The sequence below is a fragment of the Brevundimonas nasdae genome, from assembly GCF_016654005.1.
Taxonomy (GTDB): Bacteria; Pseudomonadota; Alphaproteobacteria; order Caulobacterales; family Caulobacteraceae; genus Brevundimonas; species Brevundimonas nasdae.
Map to the genome: position 1 here is coordinate 46133 of NZ_JAEPWN010000016.1, position 9945 is coordinate 56077.

The window sequence follows — 9945 nt, forward strand, 5'->3', positions numbered from 1 at the left end:
CTTCGTTCCAATCTCGATACTCGCAGCGGACAACCGAGCGGCCTATCAGCGTTCGAAGATGCTGGCTCACGTCGCGACCGCATTGGAAGGCCTGTCGATCCTTTAGGCAGACCTGGTCGTACTCTGGCCCGTCGACGCCCCAGAGACGAATGTTGTTTCCTCTGATGCGAAGACCATCCGCATCAATGACCGTCGCACGACCCTCATAGACATCCTGGATCCTCGTTTCCGCACTGGCGGCGCCCGGCGCCAGCGCCAGCGCCAGGACGGCATGAACCAGGCCGGTTCGGACGATCAGCTTTCTCATATCGGCGCCACGGGCTCAGAAGACAGGCGGCGGCGAACCGCCGCCAGGATGGTGACGTTGTCGATCTCTCCCAATGGCGGGGGAGGGGAGGCGCAGCGCGTCCCGAACTCTCGGACAATGCGGCGCCGCAAGCCGTCCTCGCCTAGAACACCCAGGCCGCGTCGATAGACGTCCTGGGTCGTGGACGTGGACCCGATCTCGGCCGCGATCCTCAGTCGTTCAATCGGCGTAAGGCGAGCCAGCCACGAAAGCGTCTGGCCGACGCTCACCGTTGCCGGCCGACCTATCCCAACACGGCCGCCGCCGACCAGGATCCGAATCCCGAAGGCAAGCGGCGCTGATTTCTTGACGCCGGCAGCGAGCTCCGGCGTCGTGAACACCCAGGCTTCCGTGAATACCTGCGACAGCCTGAACGCGCTCTCGCTGAAACAATCCAGGTCAAGCCGATTGAGAACCTGGACGTATCCGATAATCCGCCCGTCCTCGATCGCGACCAGATCCAGCAGCCCGCCCCATTCATCGCCATCTGGTTCGAAGAACCCGGCTTCGGGCTGTTCTGATTTCAGAAGACGCACCAGGTCATCATGCTTCATCAGATGCCCCCCGTAGCGACAAGATGACGATCCAGAACCGCAGCAATGCGACGAGCTGCAGTCCTGGGCTTCAGTTGATACGCAGTCCCGCAAGGCAAGAAGCCGTAGGCGCGAACCCCTTCGGTTCCTGTCGTGACGACGGACTTTTTCTCGAAACCGAGGATCCGTTCGCTCTTGGACAGCGACCACAACAAGCCGCCGTCAGCCTTCAGGAGACAGGCCGGGGGAACCGCCGCCCGCGCTGCTTCTCCCGCCCACTTTTCGATGAAAACTCGTGCGGCCATCACACGTTCGGGCGGGCCGCCGTCGCTCGCACATTCGAGGACGAGCTGCAGCCCCTCCATCGACCAGGCCGAAAGCGCCATGTCACCTTTTCTGCAGGCCAATGCCAACGCTACTCTCCTTGCCTGTAGTTGCCCGCTGCTTTTCGGGCGGTGTTTCCTCGCGAGAAGGCACGACGCGCGCCCTCCGCAACGGCTGAAGCCGTCCTGCACTGCGTTTCGGCCCTACGGGTGCGGCGAACGCTTCGCCGCCGTGCCGGCGCTCTCGGAACGCCCCGCGACGGTCGCGGGCGACAGGCGAGAGAAATATGGCCGACAAGGTTTCCCCAGAGGCGCGCGTGACCGCGCAGATCCTCGAGCATCTCGAAAACGGCGTGCGCCCGTGGGTCCAGCCGTGGGCCGGGGGCTCCAGCGATATGCCGATCCGATCCAACGGCGAGGCGTATCGTGGCGTCAACGTCCTGCTGCTCTGGATGAGCGGCGCCGCACGCAGCTTTACGTCCAACCGCTGGATGACCTACCAGCAAGCCAAGGCCCTCGGCGGCCAGGTGCGCGGCGGCCAGACCGGCACCTACATCGTCAAATACGGACAGACCGTCATCGAGGCCGATCAGTCGAAGCCAGATGACGACAGCCAGAAGCGCACACGCGGATGGCTGCGCGGCTACACCGTCTTCAACACGGACCAGATCGACAACCTGCCCGGCGAATTCTACCCGCTGGCCAGCACCCACGAGGGCGTGCCCGGCGTCGATTGGAACGAACGTCTTGAACAGGATCTCGCACGGACCGGCGCCGACATTTCCTGGTCTGGCGCTTCCGCCTATTACGCGCCCGCACAGGACCACATTCGAATGCCCGACCGCCACCTCTTCGCTGACGCGGAGCAGGCCTACAGCACCCTGTGCCATGAACTCGTGCATTGGACCGGCGCGGCGCATCGCCTGAAGCGTGACTTCGGCAATGACCGGGCCGCCTACGCGCGTGAGGAGCTCGTGGCGGAAATGGGCGCGGCCTTCCTCGGAAGCCGCTTGGGTTTCCGCCCCGATCACATCGAAGATCACGCGGCCTACCTCAGCCATTGGATCAAGGTTCTTCGCGCTGACAGCCGCGCCATCCTGCAGGCAGCTTCGAAGGCGCAGGCGGCAACCGACTACATCCTTGGCCTCGTGGGCGGCCAACACACGGTAAACCGGCTCGCCGCATAGCCTCGGGGTCTCAGGCGCCGCCTTGACCGTCGGCGCCTTCGCGCCTCGCCTCATGCTTCGATCTCGTGCGTGAACAACCAGCCACGCACCTTAAGCGTCTCGCCTGTGTCCAGGCAGACCGCTTCAAAGATGCTGTCCAGATCCGCTGAAGGCGAAAAGGCCAGGTCGAGCGAGTAGGGGCCTGCGTCGAAGTGACCCCGGCTTGTCAGGCCTCGACCTCTGGCCTCGGCCAGCCAAACCGCGTCGGCCTGCGGCATGGCAACCGTCGTCATATCGTCGCTCCCTGGGCTTCGCCGTGCGCGACGGCGCCGGTTGCGGACATGCCATCAGGCCTCCCACGCAGAATCCCGCTCATGCGGTCTTCTGCCGGGGCCACCCCTTGGGCCGGGATCGGCATCGACATGGATCCAGGTCGAGACGCGAGCGCCTCTCGCGAAATCACCGTCTGCGGCCGCAAAGAAAAACGGATCTTCTCGCCCGCGAAAAACCCCATCAGGTCGTCGCCTGAGATGATTTTCACGACACCGTATTGCCGCTTCACCACGTTGAGTTCTGCCGGTGTCCGTCCGGTATGAATGAACAGACCTTTGGCGTTGTGTTCTCGGCATACGAGGTCGAAATCATAGACGTGATCCGTCTTGATGTGTCCCGAGTAACGTTTGCACTGAACGAGCCAGAGCTCTTCGTTCAGAATGAAACGTCCATCAATGCCGCCGTCTCCTGAATAGGAGGTTCCGCGCATGATCTTGACCTTGCGTCGGTCAAGTTCGCTTAGGCAGATGTCTTCGAAGCGGTAGGGATCGACTTTTCGAAGCCAGTTGAAAACCCGTCCGGGGTTCTGCCTTGGCCCGATTTCTCGGATCTTAGAAAGGTCTTTGTACGACCGTTTTTGATTCCAGAGGTGGCGTCGCTGGGAACGGGTGGGTTTCGCTCGGCGCAGAAGTCGCCAGGCCAAAAGCCCGCCTGCAGATACCGCTACGATACCTGCGATATTCTCTAAACCAATTTCGAGAACTGGATTGAGTGAGATGATAGTCATGAAAGCACCTGTGTGGGGTAATCACGGGTGCGATCGGTCTTGCCTGTGCCGTTGAAATGGCACGGTAAAGCTCGCTTGTCGAGTGGCTAGAAAGGAAAGAGGGTGGGCGTCTCCCCCGCAAGCGGGGGGCGGGCTCTATTCTCCGCTGCGCTACGAACCGAACCTCGCAAGCGAGTTTCGTCCCATTCGGGTGACGATCCCTGACGCGGGTTCAGTGTGGGCGGTGATGGCACGATCTGGACAGGCCCATATCCTTCGCAAGGCCTACTTTTTTCCTCACGAAAGAACCGAGGACCTGGCGCAAAAGGGGGGAAGCCCCCCCTTAATGCACCTCCTCGACTGCCTGGATGATCCGGTCGAACCGGAGAAGGCGCCGGTCTTCAGGCTTGGTTTCCGCCCACTCACCCCAGGCCTCAATACGGGCCTTCAGGCTGAGTGCATTCCACTCTTCGGCCTGTTTCATCGCCTCGGTCATCAACTGCTCGATGACGACCTGCATATGGTTGGCTTCAGCCTGTTTCACGCTCTGGTTCATGTTCTTCAGCTCCAATGAAACCGCCCGGGCGGCGGCAATGGAGCTTCGAGACACGGCAGGGTTCCCGGCAGTCACCGGAGAGCGCGGCCCCGCCGTGCTCGGAGGGAAACGGCGCAGCCGTTGACTTCCGGGATGCCGTGGCACGATGCGAACATGACGCGCACAGGGCCTGTGGCCGCGACTAGCGGCCACCCCTACCGACGGAGCCCGCCGCGCGGGCGGAGACGGCACGGTGTCAAGGATCATCGACCCTGCTGGCCGGGACGGGCGGAACGCCCGTCATAGCGCACGGCGCACCCCCCAATCTCGCTGCGTTGGAGGCCTCTTCCCGGACGTTCACGCTCACCTTCAACGATCGGTCGTCGCCTGGCGCCGACTGTCGCCATTCGCACAGCCTGGTTGCGATCTAGCGACGCGGACCCGGTTTGTTGTCCTGGGCGGGGCAGGGCGTGAAAGCGTCATCACAGTTCAGCGCTGAGATCTTCTTCGGCTTCGGGGAACAATCGTCCTTTCGAGAAATCACCGTCGTTGGATGCGTTCAGAGACAGACCCGTTTGCAAATTAGCGGGGGGACACCCGTTTGACTGCGGAACAACCGCGATTGATCACGATGAACCTGGGCATGGCCGTCGCTTCCCCGAAATCGACCCTTGCAGGGCGAGGGACGTCAGACACTCCGGCTTCCGCGCTGCGCTTGTGCAGCCGGTTTCTTCCCCTCCCTCGGATTTCGGTCAGCGCCTTATGGCCACGCCCTAAGCGGTCTCGTGATCGCGGCAAGTCCGCGAGCCGGCCGGGATGACCCGGTCGGTCTGCAAAAAGGGTTAGTCTGATGAACAAGGTCCAACTGATCGGTAATCTGGTTAAAGATCCTGAGTTCCGCGGAATGTCGAACGACAAGCGCGTGGCCTCGATCCGCCTCTGCACTGAGACCCGCCGCAAGGGCAAGAAGTACACCGAGTTCCACAATATCTCGATCTACAATCAAGGTCTGGTTGGTCTGATCGAGAAATACAGCGGCAAGGGCGACAAGATCTACATTGAAGGCTCGCTGCGGAACACGAGCTGGGAAGTCGACGGCCAAACCCGCTACGGATACGAGATCGCGGTCGGCCAGAATGACCAGCTGGAGTTCCTCGGCTCTCCCCGCCGCCAGCAGGAGCCCGATCACGATCAGAACGACGACATCCCGTACTGACCTGACGGCCAGGCCCCCCGGAAACGGGGGGCCTTTTGCTGTTTGAACCACAGCACCGGAGGCGGTCATGAGACAGCATTTGAACGGCTACATTCCCCCTTGGGAAGACGACGGCAAGGACCATTGGCCAGTCGAAGGCGAGGGCGGGCAATGATCGCAGCCGGTTTCCTCGTCGTGGCGGCTGGCTTCGCTGTCATCGCCATCCTCCGCACCGTGCAGACATTCACGCATCGTCTGCCCTGGACGAGCTACATCGACCAGATCGTGTCGTCCGGCGCGGCAGCGGTCTTCACGTCCTTGATGGCGTGGTGTGTCGGATGACGGAGGCGTCGATGTTCATCAACTACTACGAATGCCCTTGCGGCACCGCGTGGGAGGATCGGCATTCGTCCACGGTTGACGATGACTGCCCCAGCTGCGGCACAAGCTGCTCGCCGGATGAAAGCGACGACGCGGACCCCGAATAGGGGCCGCGTCTTTTCGCCGTTTCACCGGCTCGGTTTTCAGTGATCCGCCGAAGGGCTTTGCCCTGCGGCGACGGCGGCGTCTATGTTGACCGCTTGATTGCAGGGATGTCGCATATGACGGATTCGATTGTTCAGGAGAACAATCGCCGCCTTGGGCGGCGCCTGTTTTCCCTACGTACTCGCGCTCTGCAGAAGACCCAGCTTGAAATGGCTGAAGTCCTAAGGATCGCCCCCCGGACCTACCAGAACTATGAACGGGGTGAACGTGAGATCGCTTCATCAACCGTCAGAGATCTCCACCAACATTTCGCAGTCGATCCCATCTGGTTGCTTCAAGGAGAGGACGACACCCCTGTTTTCAGGCGTGGCGAACAGACGATCGCCTTATTCGTGGCTGCGATCCTGCTCTTGGAAGAAAGAATTCTTATATCTGGCGTAACCGTCACACCCGCAAAAAAGGCCGATCTGATCGAGCTTGTTTGTCGTCATCACGCGACAAAGGACGTTTTAGATGTTCAGTTCATCGACCGGATTGTCGCAATCGCGGCGGTCTGATCGTACCGCTCATTTGCCGTGTTTCTGAATCAGCGGCCTTGCACTAGCTGCGGCAAGGCTTCTGCGCCTATCAATGCCTTGTCTGGTTTTTCCCCCTTTCTCCAGACCGGCGATGACAGCGTCGCACTCCTGCTGTTGCGAAGGCCCCGGTTCCTGCTTGCCGGGGCCTTTTGCATTTCTGGTTGTTTCCTGGCTGATCGTCCAAGTTTGCCGCAAGGTCTCCGCCGGTTATCCCGTCAACGGCTAAAGCCGTTCCCCTCCCGACGCTCACGCTCTGGTCGGTGACGGGCCGGCACCTCGCGCCAAGCCTTTTCCATCAGCCCTTCAGGCAAATGGAGATACACATGGCGAACACAGTTCATTCCGAAGAGATTTACGGCCTCGACTACAAAGCCGCCTTCGTCCCCGCGGAGCGGGGTCGCGACTGGGGCTATGTCTGGGGTCAGTGCCGCAACGGATATATGCCCGGTCTGCCGACTGACTTCGACGCTCTGGTGAAGGTCGCGGGCGTCCACGCACGCGAATATGACCGCGCAATCCTCTACGCCGATCCCGACATGATGCTGGCCGCGATGGCAGGCTTTAAGGCCTGCGTCATTCAGGCAAACGGCGGAGATCCGTTCGCCTCCGAGGACGGTCCTTCGGCTCCAGGGCCTCGGATCCGCGCAGCGCTGCGGGCAAAGCCGGGCGAGGTTCCCCATTGGGGCCAGACGGGCGAGTTTCTCGTAGAGCACAACGGCATCAAGGCGGTCGTTTGCTACTCTGGCCTCGAATCCTTCATGGGGGCCAGCCTACACGCAGCGACCAAGACAGGGCCGTTCGTCTCCGAGACAGGCTACCGTTCCCTGAGTGGCGTTCAGCCGATCTACGGCACCTCGCTAGATGAAGCCGCTGCAGAGTGGATCGACGCTCTGCTCCACAAGCAACCGGCCGTCTTCATCAACGCCAAGCACAGGAAAGACCCGACCGAGGAGTTCCCCTGGTTGAGCCCCGCCGACATGGCGGCCCCAGAGGTGTTCCAGGACAAGGGCGGACAAATGGCCTTCCTGTTCTAGGCCGTCCCTGCCTTCCTCGATCAACGGCCTGCCCAGCGTGCGCGGGCCGTTCTTCGGGCGGCAAGGGACGCTCCGCTTAAACCCTTGCCTCCCGTCACTGGCCCGCGTGGCGCGGTCGGGCCGCCGATCCACGGCGGTTCAGGAGCTTCATCATGACCCTTCTAACTCTTCCCGGCCTCTGCTCTCCCGAGATCGTCAAGGCGAGGCTCACAGGCTTGAGCGTCTCCAACGCCTTCATGACCGTCGCCCGTCATCTCTTCGACGTGGTGCAGTTGATCCAGACCGATGCAGATGGTGCTCACGACCAGGCGCAGCGGAAGGATCCGCGCTTTGGCCCCGCAATCCTGATCAGTTGCGCCCTGACGCTCAACATCAGCGATGACGCGCGCCGTCGCGCCTGGCGTCAAATGTCGAACCTGACATTCCTCCTCAAGACACACGGATCTGGCGAAAGCGCAGGCCTCGTCGCCCAGGCCGCTTTGAAACTCGCGCGTGCCGTCCAGGTCCTCGACCGTTCGGCGCTGGCGGAGGTCATCGACCAGCTGGCGGACGCCGCTTCGCTTCGCGCCGCCCAGCTTCAGGTGAACCCCGGCGCCTACACAGCCGGTCTGCAGCTCTCGTTGTTGCGTCACCTCAACGCATGAGGCCGCCGCATATTGCGAAATCGCAATTCTGCGGTAGCGTCCTAGACGAAAGCCTCTGTCTCAGTCTCAACTTGCGTGAGATTGAGACGGGGGCTTTTTTCATGATCGGCTATGCACGCTCTGACGATCCACGGATGATCGCCGAACAGACTCGACGGCTCCAGTCAGCAGGCGCCAGTCACATCCTCGCTGAAGAACGCCGCATCGGGGCCGCTCTGACCCCGATCCTTGATGCCGCGCTGCAGGGCCTCGCCCCCGGCGACACCCTGGCGATCGTTTCCCTCTCCGCTATCGGCGCAGATCTTCGCGACGTGTTCGCGGTCATCGCCCAGGTCGACCAGATCGGCGCGCGGCTCGTCGTCCTCGATCAGGACGTGAACAGTCACACGCCTCTGTCGCTGGCCCAGGCCGCCCGCATCTTCGGCGCCGCCCTCAGCGCCGAAAACAGATCCGTTCCCTTCCACGAGACAACCGAATGGGAGCAGACCAAGGTCGCCCTTCGCGAAAGGAAGATCTCGGCCAACGAAGCGGCGGCTCGGCATGGCGTCAGTCGCGCGACCGTCTATCGCTATCTCGGCTAGGCCAGCTCTTCTCCCGGCGCGTCGCCGCACAGATCACGCCCAGCAGGGGAGGGCGCTTCTCGGCCGCAACGGCTGCGCCGTCTTCCACTGCGTTCCAGCCCTGCGGGTGCGTTCTCGGCAATCCCTCCCTGATTGGCGCGGTCGCGGCGAGCCGCGACTGAAAAGGGAGAACTGAAATGGCTCAGGCCAGCATGAACTATGACGAAAAACTGCGGCTCTTCGGATGCTGCACCGACCTCGCTCCCCCCGATTGGAGCGACTTCACCCACCTCTTCCTTTCGGCGGTTTGCGAAACCGACGAAGGCTGCACGTCCGGCCAGACCCTCGCGAACGCGCAGTTCTTCTCAGTCTATGGCGTGAACCTGTACGGCGAGGTCGAAGTCATCACCGACACGCCCGATGGCGCCACCCTCACCGAGGCCTGGGACCTGGCCAACGATCTCGGCAGCATTTCCGGCCTGCGCGTCGATCTCTGCAGCGTCCTGCAGGGAGCCCTCGCATGAGCAGCATCGCTGAAGCCACATCGAAGCTTCTCAACGTCTCGACTGCGCATATCTCACAGGCGACCTGTGATGCGGCGATGGCCAAACAGATCCCTTGGGCGACGACTATTCCCGCCGTCCACGGCTTCTTCGTCTATTGCCACGAGGAGCGCGAAGAGGGCGGCTTCGATGACCTCTGGCGCGTCCTTCAGCTCGCGGTGAAGCACGGCTTCCACTACGTGCTGTTCGACTCCGACGCCGACGGTCTAGATCCGGTCGAATCTGGGTTGCCCTACAACGAGTGGTGACCCCAGGTCCGCGCGGCGGTGGCGTACAAGCCATCGTCGCGCGGGCTCCTCGATGTCAACGGCGAGCCGTTTCCCCGCCAAGGCGGGTGACACCATCGCACCCTGCGCAGATGGGCTTTACCGCCAGCCGCCTCGGTTCGCGGATCTAAGCAGGGACACCATGATCGAGTATTTTCAACTGATCGCAAAAATCGCCAGTCTTGAAACAGGCGAAGAACAGGACGGCCACGCTTCAGGCGCCGATGCTATCGCCATTCTGGACGGCCTGATCACAAACGCCCGTGCCCAGGTGGCGCGCACGGCCACGGCTGACGCGATCGACAATGTCGGTCTGGCACTGATCAAATCCATGTCCGGACTGATCGAAGAGGCGATTGACTCCCACATCTACTGCCCCAGCGAAAAGATACCCGATGATTGCCAGTATCAGGCAAGCGTCGTCAGCGCTGAGGCCTATCTCACGGCGGCCGGGAACAGCGCTTCCGCCAGCTGATGGAACCTCGCCCGGAGCGGTCATGCTGTGGCCGCTCCGGGCTTGGCGACCCGCGATGACCTTGCGGCCTCGCAGTCGCTTGCGCCTGTCGCTCATGGCCAGGTGCGACGCCGACCGCAGCGCCCAGGGCGCGCGGTGACCCGGCGACTGCAGGGCAGGGGGCCGCAGCGCTCAATCTCACCGTCCTGGCCTTCGGCCTCGG

General features: G+C 62.2%; 15 protein-coding genes. 10 read left to right on the plus strand and 5 right to left on the minus strand.

Annotation, left to right across the window (positions count from 1 at the left end):
- Window positions 1-303: 303 nt before the first annotated feature.
- Together JKF87_RS17395 and JKF87_RS17400 are read right to left on the minus strand one after the other, a co-directional pair.
- Window positions 304-900: a hypothetical protein gene (locus JKF87_RS17395; protein WP_201101148.1), complete on the minus strand. Its 597-nt coding sequence runs from the start codon at window positions 898-900 to the stop codon at window positions 304-306.
- The gene (locus JKF87_RS17400) at window positions 900-1265 is read right to left on the minus strand and encodes a hypothetical protein (RefSeq protein WP_201101149.1); all 366 of its coding nucleotides are present in this window, start codon (window positions 1263-1265) and stop codon (window positions 900-902) included. Before JKF87_RS17400 ends, JKF87_RS17395 begins: the two co-directional genes overlap by 1 nt.
- Before the next feature lie 224 nt (window positions 1266-1489).
- Between JKF87_RS17400 and JKF87_RS17405 the strand changes: the two genes are divergently transcribed.
- Window positions 1490-2389 (plus strand): ArdC family protein, encoded by a 900-nt coding sequence (locus JKF87_RS17405; protein WP_201101150.1) that lies wholly within the window; start codon window positions 1490-1492, stop codon window positions 2387-2389.
- 50 nt (window positions 2390-2439) lie between these two features.
- Here the strand turns inward: JKF87_RS17405 and JKF87_RS17410 are convergent, their stop codons facing one another.
- From JKF87_RS17410 to JKF87_RS17420, 3 genes are all read right to left on the minus strand, one after another.
- Window positions 2440-2661 (minus strand): hypothetical protein, encoded by a 222-nt coding sequence (locus JKF87_RS17410; protein WP_201101151.1) that lies wholly within the window; start codon window positions 2659-2661, stop codon window positions 2440-2442.
- Window positions 2658-3428, minus strand: coding sequence for a restriction endonuclease (locus JKF87_RS17415; protein WP_201101152.1), 771 nt, complete (start codon window positions 3426-3428; stop codon window positions 2658-2660). Before JKF87_RS17415 ends, JKF87_RS17410 begins: the two co-directional genes overlap by 4 nt.
- 322 nt (window positions 3429-3750) lie before the next feature.
- Entirely contained in the window at window positions 3751-4017 is a 267-nt protein-coding gene (locus JKF87_RS17420; RefSeq protein WP_201101153.1) for a hypothetical protein, read from the minus strand.
- A gap of 775 nt (window positions 4018-4792) precedes the next feature.
- Between JKF87_RS17420 and JKF87_RS17425 the strand changes: the two genes are divergently transcribed.
- The 9 genes from JKF87_RS17425 to JKF87_RS17465 all read left to right on the plus strand — a co-directional run bounded on the left by JKF87_RS17425 (window position 4793) and on the right by JKF87_RS17465 (window position 9743).
- Entirely contained in the window at window positions 4793-5158 is a 366-nt protein-coding gene (locus JKF87_RS17425; protein WP_201101154.1) for a single-stranded DNA-binding protein, read from the plus strand.
- Window positions 5159-5308: 150 nt separating this feature from the next.
- Window positions 5309-5479, plus strand: a complete 171-nt coding sequence (locus JKF87_RS17430) for a hypothetical protein (protein WP_201101155.1) — start codon at window positions 5309-5311, stop codon at window positions 5477-5479.
- Window positions 5480-5739: 260 nt separating this feature from the next.
- Complete coding sequence (locus tag JKF87_RS17435) at window positions 5740-6180, plus strand: helix-turn-helix domain-containing protein (RefSeq protein ID WP_201101156.1); 441 nt, start codon at window positions 5740-5742, stop codon at window positions 6178-6180.
- Window positions 6181-6524: 344 nt separating this feature from the next.
- Window positions 6525-7235, plus strand: coding sequence for a hypothetical protein (locus JKF87_RS17440; RefSeq protein WP_201101157.1), 711 nt, complete (start codon window positions 6525-6527; stop codon window positions 7233-7235).
- A 215-nt stretch (window positions 7236-7450) separates the two neighbouring features.
- Window positions 7451-7879 carry a hypothetical protein gene (locus JKF87_RS17445; RefSeq protein ID WP_201101158.1) on the plus strand — a complete coding sequence of 143 codons (429 nt, stop codon included), beginning with the start codon at window positions 7451-7453 and terminating at the stop codon, window positions 7877-7879.
- Window positions 7880-7980: 101 nt separating this feature from the next.
- Window positions 7981-8460: a recombinase family protein gene (locus JKF87_RS17450; RefSeq protein WP_201101159.1), complete on the plus strand. Its 480-nt coding sequence runs from the start codon at window positions 7981-7983 to the stop codon at window positions 8458-8460.
- 176 nt (window positions 8461-8636) lie between these two features.
- The gene (locus tag JKF87_RS17455; protein ID WP_201101160.1) at window positions 8637-8963 is read left to right on the plus strand and encodes a hypothetical protein; all 327 of its coding nucleotides are present in this window, start codon (window positions 8637-8639) and stop codon (window positions 8961-8963) included.
- Window positions 8960-9250 (plus strand): DUF5983 family protein, encoded by a 291-nt coding sequence (locus JKF87_RS17460; RefSeq protein WP_201101161.1) that lies wholly within the window; start codon window positions 8960-8962, stop codon window positions 9248-9250. The genes JKF87_RS17455 and JKF87_RS17460 overlap by 4 nt, the downstream gene beginning before the upstream one ends.
- Before the next feature lie 160 nt (window positions 9251-9410).
- On the plus strand, window positions 9411-9743 hold the full coding sequence (locus JKF87_RS17465) for a hypothetical protein (RefSeq protein ID WP_201101162.1): 333 nt from the start codon (window positions 9411-9413) through the stop codon (window positions 9741-9743).
- Window positions 9744-9945 lie beyond the last annotated feature (202 nt).

Excerpts from the sequence above, each read along its gene's own strand:
- JKF87_RS17395 (WP_201101148.1), bottom strand. The coding sequence starts at position 900 with ATGAAGCATGATGACCTGGTGCGTCTTCTGAAATCAGAACAGCCCGAA.
- JKF87_RS17400 (WP_201101149.1), bottom strand. The coding sequence starts at position 1,265 with ATGGCGCTTTCGGCCTGGTCGATGGAGGGGCTGCAGCTCGTCCTCGAA.
- JKF87_RS17405 (WP_201101150.1), top strand. The coding sequence starts at position 1,490 with ATGGCCGACAAGGTTTCCCCAGAGGCGCGCGTGACCGCGCAGATCCTC.
- JKF87_RS17410 (WP_201101151.1), bottom strand. The coding sequence starts at position 2,661 with ATGACGACGGTTGCCATGCCGCAGGCCGACGCGGTTTGGCTGGCCGAG.
- JKF87_RS17415 (WP_201101152.1), bottom strand. The coding sequence starts at position 3,428 with ATGACTATCATCTCACTCAATCCAGTTCTCGAAATTGGTTTAGAGAAT.
- JKF87_RS17425 (WP_201101154.1), top strand. The coding sequence starts at position 4,793 with ATGAACAAGGTCCAACTGATCGGTAATCTGGTTAAAGATCCTGAGTTC.
- JKF87_RS17430 (WP_201101155.1), top strand. The coding sequence starts at position 5,309 with ATGATCGCAGCCGGTTTCCTCGTCGTGGCGGCTGGCTTCGCTGTCATC.
- JKF87_RS17435 (WP_201101156.1), top strand. The coding sequence starts at position 5,740 with ATGACGGATTCGATTGTTCAGGAGAACAATCGCCGCCTTGGGCGGCGC.
- JKF87_RS17440 (WP_201101157.1), top strand. The coding sequence starts at position 6,525 with ATGGCGAACACAGTTCATTCCGAAGAGATTTACGGCCTCGACTACAAA.
- JKF87_RS17450 (WP_201101159.1), top strand. The coding sequence starts at position 7,981 with ATGATCGGCTATGCACGCTCTGACGATCCACGGATGATCGCCGAACAG.
- JKF87_RS17455 (WP_201101160.1), top strand. The coding sequence starts at position 8,637 with ATGGCTCAGGCCAGCATGAACTATGACGAAAAACTGCGGCTCTTCGGA.
- JKF87_RS17460 (WP_201101161.1), top strand. The coding sequence starts at position 8,960 with ATGAGCAGCATCGCTGAAGCCACATCGAAGCTTCTCAACGTCTCGACT.
- JKF87_RS17465 (WP_201101162.1), top strand. The coding sequence starts at position 9,411 with ATGATCGAGTATTTTCAACTGATCGCAAAAATCGCCAGTCTTGAAACA.